The sequence below is a fragment of the Streptomyces sp. NBC_00996 genome (genome assembly GCF_045162675.1).
Lineage (GTDB): Bacteria > Actinomycetota > Actinomycetes > Streptomycetales > Streptomycetaceae > Streptomyces.
Window position 1 is genome coordinate 442,012 of the sequence record NZ_CP108723.1, and the last position, 21,076, is coordinate 463,087.

A 21,076-nucleotide genomic window follows, 5' to 3' on the forward strand; every position below is an offset into this window, starting at 1 on the left:
GCAGGTGGACGGCCACGATCTGCACGACCAGGACTGCGACCAGGCACAGCCACAGCGCCCGGTTGCGCAGTTGGTAGCGGCCCAACAGGGGGCCGCCGTCCGCGCGGGCGACCAGGGAGTTGAACAGCTGGTACAGGACGAACGCGGTGAACGCCACGGTCAGGGCGGTGTCCGTGCCGGCTCGTGGCCGAGCCGGGGCCGGTAGGGTGACGGTCCCCACGGCCGTGGCAACCTGTCCCGCCTGTGGCCCGCGCTGGTCGGCTGGTTCCTGATCACGGCCGCCACCGAGGAGGCGCACCGGGCCGAACTGGGCGGCATCCTGGCCGGACTGCCGGTCCGTCAGGAGATGACACGCGACCCGGTCACGGTCCGCGCCACGACGACCGTCGCCGGATTCCTGGCCGAGGGCCCCTTCGACGCCTACCGTCACTCCACCTTCCCGGTGCTCGCAGCGGACGGCACGCCGACCGGGCTGGTCACGGTCGGACTCATCAACCGGGTCCCCCCGCAGGACCGTTCGGCGACCACCGTCGCCGACGTGGCGCGCCCCCTCGCGGACGTCGCGACGACGGTCCCCGATGAACCGGTCGTGGACCTCCTCCCGCGCCTCGATGCGAACCGCGACCGGCGGGCCCTCTTCCTCGACACCGGACACCTCGTCGGCATCGTCACACTCGCCGACGTCAGCCGCGCCCTGTCCTGGCTGACGGCGACGACCCGGCCACGGACGTGACGCGCCCGCCACACGACCCCCTCCACACTGAGGTCGTTTCGGCGACCAGTTCACCGGCGTGGTCCTGCAGCCCCTGGCCCGGGGCGCCGCTGCGGTCGTCGACCGACTGACGTACGGGTTCGAGCCGCAGCGGCCGCCCCGATGTCTCCGGGACCGCTCGTCGCAACCGCCGGACAGGGCCCGTTGGTCACCGACACGGTGCCACTCGGCCCGCGCGACGGCTCTTGAGCGCGGGGCACTGTGGGACCAGAGACCTTCAGGGGAGGCAGCCGTGACCGAACGTGCCGGTGGCAAAGGCATCGTCGTGGGCATCGACGGTTCCGAGGCGTCACGCGCCGCACTGCGTTGGGCCCTGGGGCAGGCGCACGCCCTCCACGCGGAGGTGGTCGCCGTGCACGCCTGGGAGCCGGCACCGGCCATCGCCCCCTATGCCCCCGTCTCCGCGCGCCCCACGCCCACGGAGCAGCGCGAACGGGCCGCCGAGGTCCTCGCCACCAGCATGCGTGCGGTCTTCGGCCCGCGCAGCGACCCCTTCGTGCATGCCCTGCTCGTGGAGGGACCACCTGCGCACGTCCTGCTCGGACAGGCACGCGGTGCCCTGCTGCTCGCCCTGGGCCGCGGTCCCCGCAGGCAGTGGGAGCAGCCCGCAGCGGGCCCGGTGGGCCGTGAGTGCCTGCGCCACTCCACGGTGCCCGTGGTCATGGTGCCCGCCTCCGGTCGGCCAGAAGCCCCGCTGTACGGAAACCCGCCATGCGCGACAACACCCAGCCGGTCCCCGTCGGGCCGCGCCGGAGCATCGAGCTCGACAGCGGCGAAGCTCTGCGGCTGCTGGGCAGCGTGTCCGTGGGGAGGGTCGTCTTCACGCGACACGCGCTGCCGACCATCCGCCCGGTCAACCACATCCTGGACAACGGTGACATCGTCATCCGCACCCATGAGGGCGCGGCCCTGACCTCCCGCACCCGCGAGCCCGCCCCCTCGGGCGTGGTCGTGGCCTACGAGGCCGACACCATCGCCCCGGCCACGCACCTCGGCTGGAGCGTCGTGGCCACCGGCTACGCCCAGTTGGTGACCGACCCGCGGGAGCTGGCCCGCTATCAGGAACTGCTGCATCCCTGGGTGCAGCAGACCATGGACCACGCGGTCCGTATCCGGCCCGACCTGGTCACCGGGATCCTACTCACCGACACGGACGCGAGCCGGCCCGCCGGCAGCTGAGCCGGGCCCCGCGACCGGGACCGATGGCCCCCGGGCCGACCCCAACGGCCCTCGCACGGGCCGAGGTTTCGCGCCCACGCTGGACTTGGGCCCAAGTCGCCACGGCGGCGCCATGGGCCGAAGGAGCTGATCGCCATGACGACCCTGGCGAAAACACCTGACCGACCCGTGCGCGTGAACGCGGTACTCGATGCGCCGCTGTCCCGGTGGCTGTGGCTGGTGAAGTGGATCCTGGTGGTTCCCCACTACGTGGTGCTGTTCTTCCTCTGGATCGCCTTCACCGTCGTGAGCGTGGTCGCGTTCTTCAGCATCCTGTTCACCGAGCGCTATCCACGGTCCCTGTTCGACTTCAACCTGGGCGTGCTGCGCTGGAGTTGGCGGGTGGCGTACTACTCGTACGGCGCCCTGGGCACCGACCGGTATCCGCCGTTCAGTCTGGACGAGGAGCCCGACTACCCCGCGCGGCTGGACATCGCCTACCCCGAGCGGCTCTCCCGGGGACTGGTGCTGGTGAAGTGGTGGCTGCTGGCCATCCCGCACTACATCGTCATCGGGTTCTTCCTCGGCGGCTTCCATCTCGGCGCGTGGGACGGCGGACTGGTCGCCGTGCTGGCGCTGATCGCGGCCGTGGCCCTGGCGTTCACCGAGAAGTACCCCCGGTCCCTGTTCGACCTGATCCTCGGGCTCAACCGGTGGGTACTGCGAGTGGCCGCCTACGCCGCCCTGATGACGGACACCTATCCGCCCTTCCGGCTCGACATGGGCGGAACCGAACCCTACGCACCCGAGGACCTGCCGTGATCACCCTGCTGGTGGGGACGTTCCTGATCGTGCACGGGCTGCTGCACCCCGGCGTGTGGACGGCGCCGCAGCAGCCCGGGACGCCGGCCCCGTTCGCCCCTGGACACTCGTGGATGCTGGCGGCCGCGGGCGTCTCCGCGGCCGCGGCCAAGGCCGCGGCGCTCGCGCTGGCCTGGTACACGGCCGTGGTGTACGCCGTCGCCGGCGCCGGAGTGCTTGCGGGCACCGGATGGTGGCCCACGGCCGCCCTGGTCGCCGCGTCGAGCGGCCTTGTGCTCAAGGCGCTCTGGTTCGACCCGTGGCTCAGCGTCGGTGTACTGCTGGACGCGGGCGTCATCACTGCTGTGGCCTGTGCGTGGCCCGCCTCCGTCTACTGAGTGCGGGCCGGCGGCGGATCCCCCTGCTCTCCCCTGCGAACCGTGGGAGGTCAGTCGTGCGGCACCACCGCGACCGGCGCGGCGGCATGTTGCAGCACCGCGTGTGCCACGGGGCCGATGTGGCCGCCGACCGGTGTGTGGCGTTCGCTGCGGCCTACGACGACCAGGGCCGCAGCGCGTGAGGCGTGCACGAGATGACGGCCGGCGCTGCCGACCACGGCCTGCTCGTGCACCTCGACGCCGGGGAACTTCTCCCTCCACGGCCGCAGCACGTCGGTCAGCGTCCGCCGTACCTGTTGGGCCAGTTCGTCATTGAGCCCGACGTCCATGGCGGCGCCGTAGCCGTAGGAGGCCGGAAGGTTCCAGCCGTGGACCACCCGCAGGCCGGCCGCGCGGCGCCGGGCCGCGTCGAACGCGAAGCCGATGACGGCGTCGCCGGGGTTGACCAGATCCAGCCCCAGCAGCACGTCGCGATACGGGGTGGTGGTGGACGAGCCGCCCGAGGCATCCGGCAAATGCTCGTCCTGGGCGCGCTCGCCGGCCCGTACGAGAACGACGGGCCGCTGGGCGCGGGCCACGACGGCGAGGGAGACGGAACCGACCAGGAACCCGGCGACGGTGCCAAGGCCGCGGGAGCCGAGGACCAGCAGGTCGACCTCCTCGGCCGCGGCCAGGAGGGCCGACACGGGCTGGCCCCCCGTCTGCTGTGTGCCGATGCGCAGACCGGGGTGGCGGTGGGCGAGCCGGGACTGCGTCTCGTGCAGCAGGGTCTCGGCCCATGCGCGCTGCGTGTCGATCGCGCCCGGCGCGGGAACACCGGCCAGCGGCGGGGTCGGGAACGGCTGCTGTTCCCAGGCGTACAGGAGACCAAGGGCTGCCTCGCGCTGCTCTGCTTCGCGGGCGGCCCAGTCGGCGGCGGCGAGGCTCTGTGGTGAGCCGTCGAGGCCGACGGTGATGGTGGGCATGTGCGGACCTCCTTCGGGGATGCCATGCCAGTTTCCGGTCGGCGCGAGTGCGGCAGGAGGGGCCTCAAGTCCCTGCCGGGGACCGATCGGCCCACACCTTCCCGGCACTTGACACATCGTCAGCGCCGCCGAACGTCCTCAGGCTGCGGGCAGCGCAGGCCGGACGAGGGTGCCCGAGCGGCCGTGCACGATCTCGTAGGCCGCGTCGAGGGCGCCGATCGCGGCCAGGCCCCCGGTGCGTTCGACGAACCGGGCGGCCGCTTCGGCCTTGGGGGCCATCGAGCCGGCGGGGAAGCCGGCACGGCGCAGGTCGGCGGGGGTGGCGTCGAGGACGGGCCGCTGCTTCCGGGTGCCGAAGTCGACGTAGACGTTCGGCACGTCGGTGAGGATGAGCAGGAAGTCGGCCTTGAGGTCCTCGGCGAGCAGGGCAGCCGTCAGGTCCTTGTCGACGACGGCCTCGACGCCGCTCAGAGCACCGGTGTCCTGGTCGGCCGTGACGGGGATGCCCCCGCCGCCGGCGCAGATCACCAGCGTGCCGCCGCTGAGCAGTTCGTGGATCGTGTCGGTCTCCACGATGCGCTCGGGTAGCGGGGAGGCGACGACGCGCCGCCAGCCGGTCGTGTCCTGGGCGATGCGCCAGCCGCGCTTGCGGGCGAGCGAGCGGGCCACGTCCAGGGGGTAGACCTGGCCGACGTACTTCGTCGGGTGCAGGAACGCGGGATCGTCGGTGCGTACGACGGTGTGTGTGACGAGCGCGGCGCGTCTCCGGCACGGTGCGTCACGCGCCGCTGCGCGCTTTCCGCAGGGACCCCACGGTCGTGATCGGCATCAACTTCGGGCGGCGGTCCGACTGGTTGAAGAACATCCGGGCCGCGGGCAGGTGCCGGATGCGGCTGGGCGACGAGCGGCTCGACCTGGGCGCCCCGAGGATCGTTCCGGTCGAGCAGGGAGTGCGTGGTTTGCCGTGGCTGTTCGGCATCGCGCTGAGATGTGTGGTCCGCACCGCCGAGTGCGTCGAGTTGCCCCGCCTCGGCAGTACTCCGGCCAGGAGCCCCGTCGGACCGCAGGCCTACCTAGCACACGTCGCGCCGCGGCCGCACGGCCCCTACGGTGCCCCGGGCGGCCCTTCTCCCCACCCGCCTGCAGGGGCCCACGCCGGCGGTGACCGCCCGTGCCGGGCGGAGCTGTCGCATCGAGGCCGATGTCGTGATCACCATAGCTGTTGTGCTCCAACTGCTGATTCTCGCGGACGCGTTGTATGACACGGGACGTCTGCTGACGCCGACCGGAAGGCGCCGTCCGTCGTGGCCTCGGCCCCGGCGGCGTCGCGCGGCGCTCGAGGCGGCCGAGCGGCATCTGGGGGAACAGCGGCAGCACGGCCAGATCGACGCCACCGCATACCGGGAGAGGATGCGGTCCCGCAGACGGGCGACGCCCTCGGTCAGGGCACCGCGGCAGACTCCGCAACGCCGCAGCAAGGGCCGGCCCTGCCGCACCGCAACCACCATGAGGACCCTGCCGGCAAGGACCCGACCGTCCCTAAGACAGATCCGATTGCCCCTCATCCGCCCGTGGCAACGGAGTGATCATTGAGTCAGGCGCGGACGCCGGGCACGGCATCCGCAAGGGGTTCCCCGTCCTCACCGGAAACGGCGTCCGCGCCAGGGGGACGGATCTGCGAAGGGCCGTGGCCGTACGTGGGTCGTCGGCCGCGGTGTCCGCGCGAGTGCGTACCCGCGCGGACACGTCCCCCGCCCGAACCACGCCCGCCACACCCGCTACTCGAACAGGGCCGGAAGGACAACTCCACGGCACCGTACGGCCTTACGATCCGAGCGGACCGCAAGGCCGGAGTGCCCGAGTCATGGGCAGCAGGGTCTCCGGGACCAGGCCTGCGTGCACCCCGGCAACGCGGAGACTGAACAGTGCCGTTCCGCAGCCGATGTGCAGTGCCCGGTTGCCGGGATCGGAGCGGGACATGGCGCGCCCGAGGTCGGCGAACAGAAGGAGAAGACGCCCGAGGGCGTTGAAGCGGAAACGCCACGGCTGCGCATTGTGCAGGGAAGGAGCCGCCGTGGCGTCGGCGATCAACGCGGTCACCACCTGCTCGTCGAGCTGCCGCAGGGCCATCGCATCCCCCTCACGCACCCGCCGACCCACCGACCGGACGTCATACGAAGAACCCAGCACGCGAGCGATCGCTCGGGTCACCTTCCGCCGCGGCCGGGGCTGCGGGCGCCAGGCGCTCGTATCGGCCTGTCCACATCTGACGAGCTACTTCCAGTATCCGTCGATTGACATCGGGGGCCTCGATCAACTCCGGGACGCGCCATTGGTCTCGCTTCCTCCCTGCACTCCGCGCCCCGTACGGCAAAGAGCGTCTCGTGCGCGGAGTGACCTGGAACTGATCGCCCCAACCACACGGCCGCTGACCCCTGTTCGGCGTTGGCTGCGGCGCGGCTCGGGAGCACACCCGCTGACGACGGCTCGGCTGAACCGGTTCACCACCGCTCCGAGTCCATGGGATGGAGGCGGCCGGTCCCGGGGCGAGAAGGTCGGCTCTGCAGGCTGGCTCGAGGCCTCGGCGGCAACGGGCCATCGGAGCGCCCGTGTTAAGGCACGGCCAGCCCGTTGGTGGTGCCGACGGCCCGGTAGCATCGGGCGCACCGGGGATCAGTGGGGGCCGCCCGTCAGAGGGCCTGGGCCGGTGGGTGACGATGCGGAGGGTGAGGGGCGCTGTCATGACGACACCACCGGGAGACGAACAGGATCCACAGGCGGGCCTGCGCGATCTTGAGTCGATGCTGGACGCAATCACCGACCAGGCTGTCATCAAGCTGGACCCGGGCGGGGAGGTGGTCCGCTGGAGCCAAGGCGCCCAGGTGATGACGGGCTACGCCGAGCGCGAGGTCGTGGGGCGGCCGGTGTCGATGCTGCACGTCGAGGAAGACCGAGGCGCCAGGCTGGCGGAGCAGGAGCTGGCCTCGGCCCGGGAGGAAGGCCGACTGGAGTTCCAGGGCTGGCGAATCCGCAAGAGCGGTGAGCGGTTCCTGGCCAGGATCGTCCTGACGCCGGTGCGAGGGGAAGACGGCGCGGTGACCGGCTTCGTCAAGGTCATCCGCGACGTCACGGAGAGCGCGCGGGCCGAGTCGTTGTTCCATGGCCTGCTCGAGTCGGCCCCTGACGCCATGGTGATCATCAGCACCGATGCGCGGATCGTGCTGGTCAACCGGCAGGCGGAGGCGCTGTTCGGGTCCGAGCGGCAGGAACTGGTGGGCCGGGAGATCGAGGTGCTGGTACCGCCGCGGTTCCGCGACAGGCACGTCGGCCACCGCTCCGACTTCCTCGCCCACCCGCTGCTGCGCCCCATGGGAGCGGGGCTGGAGCTGTACGGGATGCGCCGGGACGGGACCGAGTTCCCGGTCGAGATCAGCCTGAGCCCGCTGGAGACGGCCGAGGGGGTGCTGGTGGCGGCGGCGATCCGGGACGTCACCGAGCGACGCGAGACCGAGCAGCGGCTGCAGCGGCAGCGGGACGAGATCCTGGAGCTGTCCACGCCGGTGATCCAGGTGTGGGACAAGGTGCTGGCGCTGCCCATCATCGGGACGCTGGACACGCTGCGGGCCACCCGGCTAACCGAGGGCTTGCTGGAGAAGATCGCCCAGACGCAGGCGGAGGTGGCCATCCTGGACATCAGCGGGGTGCCCACCATCGACACCCAGGTCGCCCAGCACCTGCTGAAGACGGTGCAGGCGGCCGCGCTGATGGGGACGGTGAGCATCATGAGCGGGGTGCGGCCGGAGACCGCGCAGTCCATGGTGCATCTGGGCATCGACATGGGGCGCCTGCGATCCCGCAACACGCTGCAGGACGCCCTGCAGCTCGCTCTGGCAGTTTTGGCCGAGCGCGCGGGAACCGCCAAGACGGCCGCCCGAGCACTGTCCGCCGGGGAGTGGGCGTGAGCGAGGACGTCGTACCGGTCATGCAGATCGGGGACACGCTGCTGGTGGCGCTGCAGGGCGACCTGGACGACACGACGGTGATCCAGATCGAGGAGCAGCTCACGCGCGAGATCGCGCGCACCAACGCGTCGGGCATGCTGATCGACGTCAGTCGGCTGAGCGTGGTCGATTCGTTCATCGCCCGGGTGCTGGCGAGGATTGTGGCGATGATCCGGCTGCTCGGGGCGCAGGCGGCGATCGTGGGGATCCAGCCGGCGGTGGCCATCACGCTGGTGGAACTGGGCGTCCCGATGGGGCATCTGGACACCGCGCTCAATGCCGAGCAGGGCCTGGCGCTGCTGAGGCGGCTGCGCCGTGACGACGCCGGCGCGGACCGGTCGTGACCACGGATGCCGCAACGGCCCGGGAGCCGGCCGTCTTCGAGATCGCCCATGAGGCCGATCTGATCCGTGTACGCAAGGTGCTCCGCGCCGAGGCCGAGGAGGCGGGGCTCAATCTGGTCGACGCGACCAAGCTGATCACGGCGGGCAGTGAGCTGGCCCGCAACATCCTCAACTACGCCACCGGCGGCCGCGGCCGGATCAGCGTCGAGCGGGTGTACCAGCAGCGCCGGCGAGGGGTGCGGGCCACCTTCGCCGATGACGGCCCGGGCATCGCGGACATCGAAGCGGCGCTGACCGACGGTTTCAGCACGCGCGGCAGCATGGGGCTGGGTCTTCCGGGGTCGCGGCGCCTGGTGGACGACATGACGCTCACGTCCGCTGCCGGGTCGGGCACGACGGTGGTGATCGTGAAGTGGCAGCGGTGACGGAGTGTCGGCGTTGAGCGAGAGCGAACACCGCTGCCATCCGGTCGCGGCTGACGAAGACGTGGGCGCGCTGCGCCGGGCGGTGGCCCGGATGGCCGCCGGACAGGGCGGCCTGGGTGCAGGGGTGGCCGAGCTGGTGGCCACCGAGCTGGGCACCAACCTGGTGCGGCACGCCCACCCCGGCGGATATGTCCTGGCCAGGAAGGCCGGAGACGGGATCGAACTGATCTCCGTCGACCACGGTCCGGGGATGAGCGCCGCAGACCTCACCACACCGGTGAGTGTGGCGCCGCCGCCCCGTGGGCGCGGACTGAACGCCGGACTTGGCGTCGTACGGCGGCAAGCCACCGAGTTCGACTGGTACTCGACCCGGCGCGGCACGGTCGTCTACGCCCGGCTCGGCACCAACTCGCCGACCACGGCAGGTGGGTGGCGCTTCGGCGGCGTCAACGTCCCCCTCGGCGGTGACGGCGAATCCGGGGACGCCTGGGCAGTCGCGCCGGACCGGAGGCCGGCCGCCATGGTCGTCGACGGCCTCGGGCACGGCCCGGCCGCCGCCGTGGCGGCCCACGCCGCGATCACCACGTTCGAACAGGTCCCGGTCACCGACCTCGACCACCTCATCAGGCGCGCCCACGAGGCCATGCGCACCACCCGGGGCTGCGTGCTGGGCGCGTGTGTCATCGACCCCCGCAGCGGCGAACTCACCTACGCGGCGGTCGGCAACATCACCGGACGGATCCTGACCGGCGGCCGGGCGCTCCACCTGTTGGACCGGCCCGGTACCCTCGGCACCCATCTCCCTGTTCCCCGCACGCACCTCCAGTACTGCCGGTGGGAGCCCGGATCGACCCTCGTCCTGGTCTCCGACGGGATCCGCTCCGGCTGGAACCTGAACGACCATCCCCGCCTGCTGGAGCGCCACCCCGCGATCATTGCCGCCGTCCTGCACCGCGAGTACGGCAGGCCCACCGACGACGCAAGTGTGCTCGTGGTCCAGGGCGCCGGCGGCATGCCATGATGGGGCGCGTCATATGACAAGTGACGAAGGATGGTCGGCCATGGGGGAGCTGCCAGACCCTCAATCCACTGACAGCGCACTGTTGATCGCCGACCTGCGCCAGGAACTCGAAGACACCAACCGGGGCCTCATCGCACTGCACACCGAGTTGGATGCCGCCCGGCGTGCCGAGGCCCGGCTCGCAGCGATTGTGACCTCCTCGGACGACGCCATGATCTCGGTGGACCCCGCGCCCGCGCACCTGATCCAGACCTGGAACCCTGGCGCACGGCGGCTGTTCGGCCACACCGAGCAGCAGATCATCGGGCAGCCCGTCGACACACTCATGCCCGACGCAGGGCTCGACGCCTTCCGCACAGCCGCGGAGCAGATCCGCTGCCAGGGGCATGCCGAGCCCCACGAGAGCCGGTGGCGCCGTGTCGACGGATCCGAAGTCGACGTGGCCGTCACCGCGTCGGCCATGCGCGACACCGACGGAACGCTGATCGGCTTCTCGACTGTGGCGCGGGACATCACCCAGAGACTCGCCGTCCAGGCCGAGTTGGCCACTGCCCGCGCCGACCGCGAGGTGCAGGAGGACCGTGACCGTATCGCCCGCGACATGCACGACCTGGTCATCCAGCGACTGTTCGCCGGCGCGCTATCGCTCCAGTCCACGCTAGGCCGGGTCACTGACCGGCCTCAAGTGGGCGAGCGGATCCAGCGGGTCGTGGACGACCTGGACGACACCATCAAGGTCATCCGCTCCACCATCTACGCGCTGGGCGAGCGTGACCAGGACCGTCGCGGCAGCGGCCTGCGCTCCCGGCTGGTGGAGGCCACCGAGCGGGCCGTCGAGGCCCTCGGCTTCACACCCGCGCTGCGGATGACCGGCCTGCTGGACACCGACGTGCCCGCTGAGTACGCCGAGCACCTCCTGGCTGTCCTCGGCGAGGCCCTGTCCAACGCCGCCCGGCACGCCCACGCCACCGCCGTCGACGTCAGCGTCGAAGTCACGGCCACAGAGCTGCGATTGCAGGTGGCGGACAACGGCGGAGGCATCAACCCGGCCGTCACCCGCCGCAGCGGCCTGAGCAATCTCCGCTGGCGGGCCGAGGAACTGGGCGGCACGCTCACCCTCACGTCCAACCCGCCGGCGGGCACCGTCCTCGGTTGGATCGCCCCCCTGCCAGGCAACACCGGCTGAACGGGCCACCCGTACCGGATCCGAGGCCGGCGCAGGTCCTGACGATCGAGGGGCCGCCCTGGATTCGCTCGTGGCGGCGGCACAACGAGCGTGAGTCCACCCTGTTCAAGGCCGTGACCGAGTACGCGAAGCCGAGCCTGCCGTCGGTCACGCCCGAACCACCGCCTTCGCCCCAGCCGGCTGATGCCGAACACGATGTTCTGCAAGGCGCGAACCGGCGTCCTCTGGGCAGATCTGCCCCAGTGCTTGGGCGTGTGGAAGGCCGTCCGGAGCCGGTACAAGACCTGGCGCAACTGGGGCGTGTGGGACGAGATCACGGCCGCCCTGCCCGACGCTGGACAGCCTGTGTAGACGCCGCCCCTCGTCAGCAGCGGACGGAGGGCCGACGGCCTCCGGCCGGTACGGTGCGCCCGCGCAGGCTGCCGGGGTGCACGACGACGCAGCGGCCGGACGGCCAGCGCGTCGAACACCGCGGTGAGGACGAAGGTCACGCCCATCGCCGCAATCCTCTTGCACGCCACCGCTCATCGGGTCTCGGCCGCCTTCCACGCCCAGCCCCTCGAGCTGCCGCGCCTGCGGCCAGAGGTGCGCGCGACGATCACCTCCGGACAGGTCGCGCAGATGCCCCTGCGCCTCGGCAACGCCACCCGGACCCACCCCACCCCGCGGCGGCCCGCCCTCTCGGTGCTGTCGGCGGAGTGAAGAGTCACGTCGGACAAACCGAGTGTGCTGATCGGAGGACTTCAGCGGCGTTGCAATCGGCTACTCTTGAAGAGTTCTTCAATTCGCTAGTTGCCTTGCCAGGCAGTTCACAGGAGGAGGTCCCCGGTGGGCGGGTTCGCCGAGGCCGCACGGGAGCGGGTGCGCGCGGCGCGCGCCGCCCTCACGGCCGCCCGAGAGGCCGAGGACGCCTACGAGACGGCCGTCGCGCAGGACGAGCTCGACGACGCGCTGCGCGTGGCGAACGGGCACGGCATCAACGTCGGCGCGGACGTGCCGGCGGAAGAGGGGTGACCGGGGTGCCGGTTCCGTTGTACGAGGCGAAGGCCGAGTTCTTCCGCATGCTCGGGCATCCCGTGCGGATCCGGGTGCTGGAGCTGCTGCAGGACGGGCCGAAGCCGGTGCGCGACCTGCTGGCGGCGATCGAGGTCGAGCCGTCGAACCTGTCGCAGCAGTTGGCGGTGCTGCGCCGCTCCGGGATCGTCACCGCGACCCGGACCGGTTCGACGGTGGTGTACGAACTGGCTGGCGGCGACGTCGCCGAGCTGCTGGCCGCAGCCCGCCGGATCCTGTCCGTGCTGCTGGCCGGGCGCCAGGACCTGCTCGACGAACTGCGCGGAACGGAGTCGGCACGGTGACGGGTCTGCCGTCGATCATGACGGCAAGGTCGTCCTCGTCCCCTTCGAGATCCCCTTGCAGGCACGCACGGCGGAACGAAAGAACAGAGCTTGGTCATGGTCCTCGACCGTGGTCGAGGAGGTCGTACGGACCTCTGTGGCAGGCCGGACAGCGCCACAGCACCGCGATCAAGGATGTCTGGATCAGGGACACGACCTGGTAGAGGTTCAGGGCGTGTCCCCGGCTTTTGGGCTGAGCCGCTGTTCCAGGCAGAACGGATGGGCGGCTGAGACCAGGGCGACGTGGTGGTGGAATCCGCCGTAGGACCGTCCTTCGAAGTCGCCCAGGCCGAGGGCCTGTTCCATCTCCCGATAGTCGGTCTCGATGTGCCACCGGCTGGTGGCGTGCCTGACCAGAACTGACAGTGGCGTGCCCGGCGGCGGGTCGGTGATCCAGGAGCGGAACACGCCGCCGCCGTGTTTGCGACGCCACTGGATCAGCAGCGTGCGCTCGGGCAGGGACCGGCCGGCGGTCTTTGCAACGTGCCCGTACGCACGCCGGGGCCGCGCTGCCGGCCACCGCGGCCCCGGCGTGCAGGGCGGCGCCGCCCTGCACGCCGGGGCCGCGCAGCAGCCGGTGGCCGGTGATCTCCCGGTTGAGGTGCAGGAGTTGTTCGCGCACCCGCTGGGCGTGGGCGTTGCGGATGCCGTGGCCGACGTCGTTGCAGAGCATGCCGAGATCGGCGACGCGATCGCTACGACGGCGGTTTCACCTCGCCCTGCGCGGCCTGCAGGTCGGCCAGGAGCTCGGCCTGCCCAGCCAGCACGCCCGACAGGATGGTCCGCGCAACCTTCAGCAGCTCAGCCACGTGCGGGCTGGTCAGCGAGTAGTAGACGGTCGACCCCTCCTTGCGGGTCACCACCAGGTTCGCCCGCCGCAGCACCGCCAGCTGCTGCGACAAATGTGCGGGCTCGATGCCGACCTCGGGCAGCATCTCGGCGACCGCGTGCTCGCGCTCGCTCAGCAGCTCCAGGACCCGGATGCGCGCGGGATGCCCGAGGGTCTTGAAGAACTCGGCCTTGAGTTGGTACAGCGGCGTACTCACCGTGCCGTCCCCTCCTCGGCACAACAGCACGGCCCCACCGGCCGGACGTCGGTACGTCGCATCCACCCACTCGTCACACTCATACGGCCCATCCTCGCGTGCAACACCGGCAGGACCGAACCCGCGCCGAGGAGTCGAGCGGCTCAGATCCAGTGATGATCTTCGTCTCCAGCCTCTCCTGTGTTGTGTGCGGCGAGCGCGGCAGCCAGGTCGGCATGGACGGGGACGTCCAGGCAGTCGCCGACGGGGACGAGGGACCCGTCGGCGGGGATCGCGGCGAGCTCCAGCCTCCGGCCCGCCCCTGAGAGGCGGCGCGCGGCCTCCGTGATCGCGAGCTGTCCCTCGGTAGACCAGCTGCGCAGTTCGCTGAGGTCGACGATGACCGGACCAGTGCCGCGGGCGAGCACCCAGCCGACTGCCCCGCTGAAGCGGCGGACCGCGTCCGGCCCAAGGTATCCGGCAACGGAGAGGATGCCGAAGTCCTGCTTGATCGTGTAGCGCCAGTCGATGGTCATGAAAGTGAACTTCCTTGTGCGGATTACGCGTTGGGGTCTGCTCTCCGGTCAGAGCGGGAGGGTGATCCAGATGCTCTTGCCCTTGCCGTCGGCGTCGGCCCGGACGACGGCGGTTCCGCCCAGGTCGAGGACCAGTTCCCTGACGGTGGCGAGGCCACCGGCTCCCTTTCCGGTGACAGACCCGTACAGCGACGGCTGGTAGGGATGGCGATCGTGGACGGCGAAGGCCAGGCAGTCCGCGCCGGCCGCGTAGATCACCGTGACGTGTGGAGAGAGCACGGCGGCGTGCCGGACACTGTTGGTGACCAGCTCACAGAGGATCAGCAGGGCCGGGTCCACCGTGGGGTGGCGCAGGCCGATCCCCCACTCGATCAGGGCCCGTTCGGCGGTCTGACGGGCGACGCGGACCGCCGCCGGCTCGCTTGCCAGGGTGAGCACGTGCCGGTGGGGCAGTGCCTCCAGCCGCCCGGACATCAGCCCTCCGTTCCGCGGGCGAGACGGAAGCCGGCGACCGTCTGGGGGTGGATGCGCGGGATCGTGTCGTGCGGGCCGTGCGTCCGGCCAGTTCCGGTCACGGCGCCGACCTCGTCCATGTGGTACGTCGCCGTCCTCGGCACCGCGGCCACCCGCACCGGGGTGCGCACGATCAGCTGCCCGTACTCCCCCACGTGCCGGGCCGGCCGTACGACGGTCAGCGCCCGCTGGACGAACACCAGCCGCCCCGGCGCCGCCCCTTCCAGCAGCCACAGGGCCTCCGCGCCGGAGACCTCGACCATGCTCAGGGGGGCGGGAGTGATGCTCATCGGGCTTGTTCCTCGCTGACGTCTGTCGTTCCCTGCTTCTTCTGCGCGGCGACGGCGGGCAGCACTCCGGCCGTCTCCAGGTGGTCACGGGCGCCCTGGATCGCCTCGGGGGTGGTGACGTACTCCCGACCCTCCAGCCGGAGCAGGTCGAGCGCGCCCACGGAGTCGAGAACCTGGCGCTGGCCGGGGCGTATCCCGGAGGTCATCACGACGATGCCACGCCGGTTGAGCTTCTCCACGGCGTCCTTCAGGACCAGGGCGCCGGTGGCGTCCATCGTCGACACCCGCGACATGCGCAGGATGACGACCCGTACATCGGCCACCTCGGTCAGCTCCAGCAGGAACCGGTGGGCGGCGGCGAAGAACAGCGGCCCGTCGACGCGGTAGGCGACGATGTGCTCGGCGAGCAGGGCGTGCTCCTCGGCGCTGTGGTCGCCGCGGTCGAGGGGCACCTTGTCGAAACGGGCCTGCTTGGCCACGGCACGCAAGGCCAGGGCACCCGCGACGACCAGGCCGATGATCACGGCGTAGACGAGGTCGAGGGCCAAGGTCGCGACCGCCGTCAAAACCAGGATCAGCGCGTCTGACCGGGTGGCCTTCGCCATGACCTTGAGCGATCCGACCTCGACCATGCGGATCGCGGTGGCCAGCAGCACGCCCGCGAGGGCGGCCAGCGGGATCTTGGAGACGAGGGGGGCGGCCGCGAAGACAATCACGGCGAGGATCGCGGCGTGGACGAGGGCGGCGAGCCGGGAGCTCGCGCCGGTGCGGACGTTGACCGCGGTGCGCGCGATCGCCCCGGTGGCCGGAACGCCGCCGAACAGAGGGGCCGCGATGTTGGCCAACCCCTGGCCGAACAACTCGCGGTCCGGGTCGTGCTTCTGCCCGACCGTCATGCCGTCGGCGACGGAGGCGGACAACAGAGACTCCAGCGCGGCCAGCGCCGCGACCGCCACCGCCGGGGCGAGCAGGGAGCCCAGCGAGCCGAGCTCGAAGAAGGACAGCGACGGCACGGGCAGTCCCGACGGCAGCTCACCGATCGGCCGCGAAGCATGAAGGCCGGCGACCTGCGCCACGGCCGTCGCCGCGATCACCGCGAGGATCGAGAAGGGAATCGTCGGCCGCCAGCGGGCGCCGACCAGCATGACCGCGGCCACAGCGACCGCGAAGCCGACAGCGGTCCAGTTCGGGGACGTCGCGAACTCCTCGACCGCCCGCCACGTGACGACCAGTACACGGTCGCCCTCGGGTTTCGGCACGCCGAGCGCGTTCGGGACCTGCTGGAGCCCGATCACACAGGCGATGCCCAGCGTGAAGCCTTCGACGACCGGCGCGGGCACGTACTGCATGTACTTGCCGGCCCGCAGCGCGGCCAGCGCGACGAGCAGCACGCCCGCGATCACCCCGACCGTCAGCACACCGGTCACCCCGTACTGGCCGACGATCGGCACCAGCACCACCGTCATGGCGCCGGTCGGCCCGGACACCTGGAGATTCGAACCGCCGAAGACGGCGGCCAGCGCCCCCGCGACGACGGCGGTCGCCAGCCCCGCCGCGGCGCCCAGCCCGGACGACACACCGAAGCCGAGCGCGAGCGGCAGCGCCACGATCGCCACGGTCAGGCCGGCGAGCAGGTCCCTCCGCGGGTCGCGGCCCATCTCCGCGAGGTCGGAACGCGTGGGCAGCAGGGAAGTGACTCGGGCCCAGGCCCGGCCGAGGGTCGTGCTCATCGCGCGGCGACCTCGGATTCCCGCAGCTCGGCCAGCAACTCGTTCTGCCCGGCCAGCATCTCGGTCAGGATCCGGCGCGCAGCCCTCATCAGGTCCGCGACGTCCCCACCCGCAAGTTCGTAGACGACGGCCTGGCCCTCGCGCGTCGAGGTGACGATCCCGGAGCGCCGCAACACCGCCAGCTGCTGCGACAGGCCGGACGGCTCCACCTCGATCTCCGCCAGCAACTCCCGCACCGGCCGCGGCCCGTCCTGCAGCAGCTCCAGCACCCGTATCCGTACAGGATGCCCCAGCATCCGGAAGAACTCGGCCTTGGCCTGGTACAGCGGAACGGACACGACTCCTCGGCTTCCCCTACGAAGACCCCACCCTCGCGGGGCCGGACACGGCACACGTCACACACGTGAGTGCTGCGCCCGCGGCTACCGGGTCAGCACAGACGTAGCCACCACAGCATGTAATGAATTGCAAAATTTCGCAATTCAGATATTCGTTTTGTGATGATCCGCATGCCGAGCCGGGTGGCTGCCCTCGGGGAGCACCCCAGCCCGAACGCTGGTCAGCAGTCCAGCGCGCCTTCGGCGCGCGCCGGGGGCACGGTAAATCCGAGCGCGCGCTGGAGGTGCTTCTGTGGGCCCTGCTGGGAGCGAGCGTCTTTCGGGATCGTGAAGGGGTCGTTCCGGCCGAAACCGATGCCTCTGTGATGCTGTGCAGCTCGCTGATCAGCATGATGCTGAGTGCCGACCACGGGAACCGTGGAGTGTCGCTGCGATGCGTCAGAATCCTGATCCACCCCGGCCCTCCCGGGACGGCGTTCCTCCTGGCCCGGGCTCATTGCGGGCAGCAGCGAGGTCAGCTCGGGAGCGACGCTCCGGTGGGTCCAGGAGTGCAGGACGCGCAGCCGGGCACCGCGCCGCTCCGCCCCTGGAAGGCGGAGGCCGCCGCGTCCCCGTCGGCGTTCCTCTCCAGGCCGAGCAGCACCTCGCGGCCGTCATCGCACCGGTGGTCTCCGCGGGCCACCAGCAGGGGGCTGCGCGTTTGCGCGGTCAGGCGCAGGCTCACCGAGCCGAACAGCGTGTCGGCGAGTGCGCCCAACCCGCGGGTGCCGACGACGGCAAGAGCCGCGCCTTCGCTCGCGCCGGCCAGAGCTTGTACCGCGCCGTTCTCGGCGACCGTGGCCACGACCGGCAGACCGAGATGGTGGGCGTTCATCCGTGAGAGGGTCGAACCCAGGACCGGTGCTGCGTCCGTACGGCGATCGCTCAGCCGTCCACTCCGACGACCACGTCCGGCCCAGTCGTCAGGTCCTCGCCTGTCTGTTCTCTGTACTTCGGCGCTTTTCTGCGCTGCTGCGCTGGAGTTGCGTCATGGTTCACAGCGCTTGCAGACCGTGCTCCCGGAACTGCTCGCGCACCCGCTCGGTCAGCTCAGGGCCGGGTACGGGGGTGTCATGCAAGGGGAAGGGAATGTCGAGGGCGTCGTACTTGTGGGCGCCAAGCTTGTGGAACGGCAGGACGTCCACCCGGTCGACATTGCCCAGCCCGGCCAGGAACGCACCGAGACCGTCGACGGCTTCCGGATCGTCGGTCCAGCCGGGCACCAGGACGTACCGGATCCACACGGGGATACCGAGCCGGTCCAGGCGGCCGGCGAAGGACAGGGTGGGGGCGAGCAGGCCGCCGGTCAGTTTGCGATAGGTGGTGATGTCGAAGGACTTGATGTCCAGGAGCACCAAGTCGGTGTCGGCCAGGAGCGAGTCGGTCGCCCGTGAACCGAGGAAGCCGGAGGTGTCGAGGGCGGTGTGCAGACCGAGCTCTTTGCAGCGGCGCAGCACCGCGCCGGTGAAGGCGGGCTGCAGCAGCGGCTCACCGCCGGTGAGCGTCACTCCCCCGCCCGCCGTGGTGAGGAAGGGCCGGTACCGCTCGATGCGCGCCGTCACGTCGTCGACGGTCGTCTCCTTGCCGTCGCGCAGGTGCCAGGTGTCGGGGTTCGCGCAGTACAGGCAACGCAGCGGGCAGCCGCTGACGAAGAGGACGAACCGGGTCCCGGGACCGTCCACTCCCGTGGACAGGTCCCAGGAGTGGACCCGGCCCGTCACTGGCACGGTCGCGGTGTTCACAGTGCGCCGTGGAAGGTGCGGCTGATCACGTCGAGTTGCTGCTCGCGCGTGAGGCGGACGAAGTTGACAGCGTATCCGGAGACCCTGATCGTCAGCTCCGGGTACTTCTCGGGATGTTGCATCGCGTCCTCCAGCGTGGCCCGGTCCAGGACATTCACGTTCATGTGGAAGCCGCCCTCGCCCATGTAGCCGTCGAGGATGCCGACGAGGTTTCCGGCCCGCGCGGCGGGGTCGTGACCGAGACCCTCGGGGGTGACGGTCGAGGTGAGGGAGACGCCGTCCCGGGCCTGCTCGTACGGGATCTTCGCCACCGAAAGTGCGGAGGCGGCCACCCCGTGCCGGTCCCGGCCGTTCATCGGGTTGGCGCCGGGCGCGAAGGGCTGTCCGGCGCGCCGGCCGTCGGGGGTGTTGCCGGTGTGCTTGCCGTAGACGACGTTGGAGGTGATGGTCAGCACCGACTGGGTGTGCTCGGCGTCCCGGTAGGTGGGGTGCCTGCGCACCTTGGCCATGAAGGAGCGGACCAGATCGGTGGCCAGGGTGTCGGCACGGTCGTCGTCATTGCCGTAGGCGGGATAGTCGCCCTCCACCTGGTAGTCGACCGCGAGGCCGGTCGCGTCGCGAATGACCTTCACGCGCGCGTGCTTGACGGCGGACAGGCTGTCGACGGCGACCGACAACCCGGCGATACCGCAGGCCATGAAGCGGTGCACCGGGTGGTCGTGCAGCGCCATCTCGATGCGTTCGTAGGCGTACCGGTCGTGCATGTAGTGGATGACGTTGAGCGCGTCGACGTACGTCTGCGCAAGCCAGTCCAGCATCCGGTCGTACGCCGCCGACAGTTCGTCGTAGTCCAGGTACTCACCCGTCAGGGCGGGCATCTCGGGGGCGATCTGCTCGCCGGTCATCTCGTCCCGGCCGCCGTTGATCGCGTACAGCATGGCCTTGGCGAGATTGACGCGGGCGCCGAAGAACTGCATCTGCCGGCCGACCGCCATGGCCGACACGCAGCAGGCGATGGCCGTGTCGTCGCCGGTGCCCGGGCGCATCAGATCGTCGGACTCGTACTGGATGGCACTGGTGTCGATGGAGACCTGGGCACAGAACCGCTTGAAGCCCTCCGGCAGCCGCGACGACCACAGAACCGTAAGGTTCGGCTCCGGCGCGGGGCCCAGGTTGTAGAGAGTCTGCAGAAAGCGGAAGGAGGTACGGGTGACCAGCGGGCGGCCGTCGGCGCCGATGCCGCCGATGGACTCCGTGACCCAGGTCGGGTCGCCGGAGAACAGGGCGTCGTACTCGGGGGTGCGCAGGAACCGGACGATCCGCAGCTTGATCACGAAGTCGTCGATCAGTTCCTGGGCGCGGGTCTCGTCGAGCGTGCCCTCCTCCATGTCCCGCTGAAGGTAGACGTCCAGGAAGGTCGAGGTGCGGCCCAGCGACATCGCGGCGCCGTTCTGCTCCTTCACCGCCGCCAGGAAGCCCAGGTAGAGCCATTGCACGGCCTCCTGCGCAGTGGCAGCAGGGCGGGTGACATCACAGCCGTACGAGGCGGCCATCTCGGCCAACTCGCCGAGCGCGCGGATCTGCTCTGCCAGCTCCTCACGGTCGCGGATGACGTCCGGGTTGGAGGGCCGCGCGTCCAGCAGAGCCCGCTCGGCGCGCTTGGCCTGGATCAGCCGGTCGGTGCCGTACAGCGCGACGCGCCGGTAGTCGCCGATGATCCGGCCGCGGCCATAGGCGTCCGGCAGCCCGGTGATGATCCCCGCCTTGCGGGCGGCCCGCATCTCGGGGGTGTAGGCGTCGAAGACGCCGTCGTTGTGGGTCTTGCGATAGGTGCCGAAGACCTTGGTGACGAACGGGTCGGGCTCGTATCCGTACGCCGCCAGCCCGCTCTCGACCATCCGCAGCCCGCCGTTGGGCATGATGGCCCGCTTCAACGGGGAGTCGGTTTGCAGTCCGACGATCAACTCGCGGTCACGGTCGATGTATCCGGGCGCGTGCGAGGTGATCGTCGACGGGGTCGCGGTGTCGACGTCGAGGATGCCCCTGCGTCGCTCCTCCGGAAACAGGCTGCTGACCCTGCGCCAGACGGCGAGCGTGCGCGGGGTCGGTCCCACGAGGAACTGGGAACCACTTTCGTACGGCGTGTAATTGGCCTGGATGAAGTCGCGTACGTCGATGGTGTCGTGCCAGCGCGAGCCGCCGAGGCCGCGCCACGCCTCGACAGGCGCGTCAACGGCGCTCTGGTTTGCTTCTGCGTGGGGTGCCCACGTCATCTCTGCCTCCGCATTGCTCGTGACGCCGCCCGCGGCGTCTCCGCTGACGATGCTCGTCGCCCGTCGCGGCCGGGGGCAGGGCCACCGGGAACCCGTCACCGCGCCGTACGGCCCCTGTCCGT

The 21,076-nt window shown here is 70.9% G+C and carries 23 protein-coding genes and 5 pseudogenes; 14 read left to right on the forward strand and 14 right to left on the reverse strand.

Features of this window, described 5'->3' with window-relative positions; translation table 11 throughout:
- Positions 1-55: 55 nt before the first annotated feature.
- A pseudogene (locus tag OG390_RS02230) lies at positions 56-430 on the reverse strand (hypothetical protein); the annotation flags it as partial.
- Here OG390_RS02230 and OG390_RS02235 point away from each other — a divergent pair.
- The 5 genes and pseudogenes from OG390_RS02235 to OG390_RS02255 all read left to right on the forward strand — a co-directional run bounded on the left by OG390_RS02235 (position 347) and on the right by OG390_RS02255 (position 3,129).
- Positions 347-733, forward strand: coding sequence for a CBS domain-containing protein (locus OG390_RS02235; RefSeq protein ID WP_406164734.1), 387 nt, complete (start codon positions 347-349; stop codon positions 731-733). The pseudogene OG390_RS02230 and the gene OG390_RS02235 overlap by 84 nt on opposite strands.
- 304 nt (positions 734-1,037) lie before the next feature.
- A pseudogene (locus tag OG390_RS02240) lies at positions 1,038-1,382 on the forward strand (universal stress protein); the annotation flags it as partial.
- A gap of 101 nt (positions 1,383-1,483) precedes the next feature.
- Positions 1,484-1,951: a pyridoxamine 5'-phosphate oxidase family protein gene (locus OG390_RS02245; RefSeq protein ID WP_406164735.1), complete on the forward strand. Its 468-nt coding sequence runs from the start codon at positions 1,484-1,486 to the stop codon at positions 1,949-1,951.
- Between the two features lie 135 nt (positions 1,952-2,086).
- Positions 2,087-2,752, forward strand: a complete 666-nt coding sequence (locus OG390_RS02250; protein WP_406164736.1) for a DUF4389 domain-containing protein — start codon at positions 2,087-2,089, stop codon at positions 2,750-2,752.
- Complete coding sequence (locus OG390_RS02255) at positions 2,749-3,129, forward strand: hypothetical protein (protein WP_406164737.1); 381 nt, start codon at positions 2,749-2,751, stop codon at positions 3,127-3,129. The genes OG390_RS02250 and OG390_RS02255 overlap by 4 nt, the downstream gene beginning before the upstream one ends.
- Before the next feature lie 50 nt (positions 3,130-3,179).
- On the opposite strand, the gene OG390_RS02260 is transcribed toward OG390_RS02255, so the two are convergent.
- The 3 genes and pseudogenes from OG390_RS02260 to OG390_RS02270 form a co-directional block, all read right to left on the reverse strand.
- The gene (locus tag OG390_RS02260; RefSeq protein WP_406164738.1) at positions 3,180-4,094 is read right to left on the reverse strand and encodes a universal stress protein; all 915 of its coding nucleotides are present in this window, start codon (positions 4,092-4,094) and stop codon (positions 3,180-3,182) included.
- Between the two features lie 138 nt (positions 4,095-4,232).
- Positions 4,233-4,868: pseudogene (locus OG390_RS02265) on the reverse strand (carbamate kinase); the annotation flags it as partial.
- A gap of 1,050 nt (positions 4,869-5,918) precedes the next feature.
- Positions 5,919-6,224, reverse strand: a complete 306-nt coding sequence (locus OG390_RS02270) for a hypothetical protein (protein ID WP_406164739.1) — start codon at positions 6,222-6,224, stop codon at positions 5,919-5,921.
- Positions 6,225-6,835: 611 nt separating this feature from the next.
- Between OG390_RS02270 and OG390_RS02275 the strand changes: the two genes are divergently transcribed.
- From OG390_RS02275 to OG390_RS02315, 9 genes and pseudogenes are all read left to right on the forward strand, one after another.
- Positions 6,836-8,056: a PAS domain S-box protein gene (locus OG390_RS02275; protein WP_406164740.1), complete on the forward strand. Its 1,221-nt coding sequence runs from the start codon at positions 6,836-6,838 to the stop codon at positions 8,054-8,056.
- A gap of 20 nt (positions 8,057-8,076) precedes the next feature.
- On the forward strand, positions 8,077-8,439 hold the full coding sequence (locus tag OG390_RS02280; RefSeq protein ID WP_406177454.1) for an STAS domain-containing protein: 363 nt from the start codon (positions 8,077-8,079) through the stop codon (positions 8,437-8,439).
- Complete coding sequence (locus tag OG390_RS02285) at positions 8,436-8,864, forward strand: ATP-binding protein (RefSeq protein ID WP_406164741.1); 429 nt, start codon at positions 8,436-8,438, stop codon at positions 8,862-8,864. Before OG390_RS02280 ends, OG390_RS02285 begins: the two co-directional genes overlap by 4 nt.
- Positions 8,865-8,868: 4 nt before the next feature.
- Positions 8,869-9,885 carry a SpoIIE family protein phosphatase gene (locus tag OG390_RS02290; RefSeq protein WP_406164742.1) on the forward strand — a complete coding sequence of 339 codons (1,017 nt, stop codon included), beginning with the start codon at positions 8,869-8,871 and terminating at the stop codon, positions 9,883-9,885.
- A 40-nt stretch (positions 9,886-9,925) separates the two neighbouring features.
- Positions 9,926-11,071 (forward strand): PAS domain S-box protein, encoded by a 1,146-nt coding sequence (locus OG390_RS02295; RefSeq protein WP_406164743.1) that lies wholly within the window; start codon positions 9,926-9,928, stop codon positions 11,069-11,071.
- Positions 11,072-11,239: 168 nt separating this feature from the next.
- Positions 11,240-11,422, forward strand: a pseudogene (locus tag OG390_RS02300) (transposase); the annotation flags it as partial.
- Between the two features lie 123 nt (positions 11,423-11,545).
- Positions 11,546-11,773 carry a hypothetical protein gene (locus tag OG390_RS02305; RefSeq protein WP_406164744.1) on the forward strand — a complete coding sequence of 76 codons (228 nt, stop codon included), beginning with the start codon at positions 11,546-11,548 and terminating at the stop codon, positions 11,771-11,773.
- A 126-nt stretch (positions 11,774-11,899) separates the two neighbouring features.
- Complete coding sequence (locus OG390_RS02310; RefSeq protein ID WP_406164745.1) at positions 11,900-12,085, forward strand: hypothetical protein; 186 nt, start codon at positions 11,900-11,902, stop codon at positions 12,083-12,085.
- 5 nt (positions 12,086-12,090) lie between these two features.
- Positions 12,091-12,429: an ArsR/SmtB family transcription factor gene (locus tag OG390_RS02315; RefSeq protein WP_406164746.1), complete on the forward strand. Its 339-nt coding sequence runs from the start codon at positions 12,091-12,093 to the stop codon at positions 12,427-12,429.
- A gap of 207 nt (positions 12,430-12,636) precedes the next feature.
- On the opposite strand, the pseudogene OG390_RS02320 reads toward OG390_RS02315, so the two are convergent.
- From OG390_RS02320 to pflB, 10 genes and pseudogenes are all read right to left on the reverse strand, one after another.
- Positions 12,637-12,834: pseudogene (locus OG390_RS02320) on the reverse strand (IS701 family transposase); the annotation flags it as partial.
- 329 nt (positions 12,835-13,163) lie between these two features.
- Entirely contained in the window at positions 13,164-13,514 is a 351-nt protein-coding gene (locus OG390_RS02325; RefSeq protein WP_406164747.1) for an ArsR/SmtB family transcription factor, read from the reverse strand.
- 143 nt (positions 13,515-13,657) lie between these two features.
- Positions 13,658-14,029 carry an STAS domain-containing protein gene (locus OG390_RS02330; protein WP_406164748.1) on the reverse strand — a complete coding sequence of 124 codons (372 nt, stop codon included), beginning with the start codon at positions 14,027-14,029 and terminating at the stop codon, positions 13,658-13,660.
- A 48-nt stretch (positions 14,030-14,077) separates the two neighbouring features.
- The gene (locus OG390_RS02335; protein ID WP_406164749.1) at positions 14,078-14,503 is read right to left on the reverse strand and encodes an ATP-binding protein; all 426 of its coding nucleotides are present in this window, start codon (positions 14,501-14,503) and stop codon (positions 14,078-14,080) included.
- A complete protein-coding gene (locus OG390_RS02340) occupies positions 14,503-14,832 on the reverse strand; it encodes a pyridoxamine 5'-phosphate oxidase family protein (RefSeq protein WP_406164750.1) in 330 nt (109 codons plus the stop codon). The genes OG390_RS02335 and OG390_RS02340 overlap by 1 nt, the downstream gene beginning before the upstream one ends.
- On the reverse strand, positions 14,829-16,562 hold the full coding sequence (locus tag OG390_RS02345; protein ID WP_406164751.1) for a SulP family inorganic anion transporter: 1,734 nt from the start codon (positions 16,560-16,562) through the stop codon (positions 14,829-14,831). The genes OG390_RS02340 and OG390_RS02345 overlap by 4 nt, the downstream gene beginning before the upstream one ends.
- Positions 16,559-16,900 carry an ArsR/SmtB family transcription factor gene (locus OG390_RS02350; protein ID WP_406164752.1) on the reverse strand — a complete coding sequence of 114 codons (342 nt, stop codon included), beginning with the start codon at positions 16,898-16,900 and terminating at the stop codon, positions 16,559-16,561. Before OG390_RS02350 ends, OG390_RS02345 begins: the two co-directional genes overlap by 4 nt.
- A gap of 514 nt (positions 16,901-17,414) precedes the next feature.
- Positions 17,415-17,774: a universal stress protein gene (locus tag OG390_RS02355; protein WP_406164753.1), complete on the reverse strand. Its 360-nt coding sequence runs from the start codon at positions 17,772-17,774 to the stop codon at positions 17,415-17,417.
- A 160-nt stretch (positions 17,775-17,934) separates the two neighbouring features.
- Positions 17,935-18,681, reverse strand: coding sequence for a pyruvate formate-lyase-activating protein (pflA, locus tag OG390_RS02360; RefSeq protein ID WP_406164754.1), 747 nt, complete (start codon positions 18,679-18,681; stop codon positions 17,935-17,937).
- Positions 18,678-20,954 carry a formate C-acetyltransferase gene (gene pflB / locus OG390_RS02365; RefSeq protein WP_406164755.1) on the reverse strand — a complete coding sequence of 759 codons (2,277 nt, stop codon included), beginning with the start codon at positions 20,952-20,954 and terminating at the stop codon, positions 18,678-18,680. Before pflB ends, pflA begins: the two co-directional genes overlap by 4 nt.
- Positions 20,955-21,076: the final 122 nt, after the last annotated feature.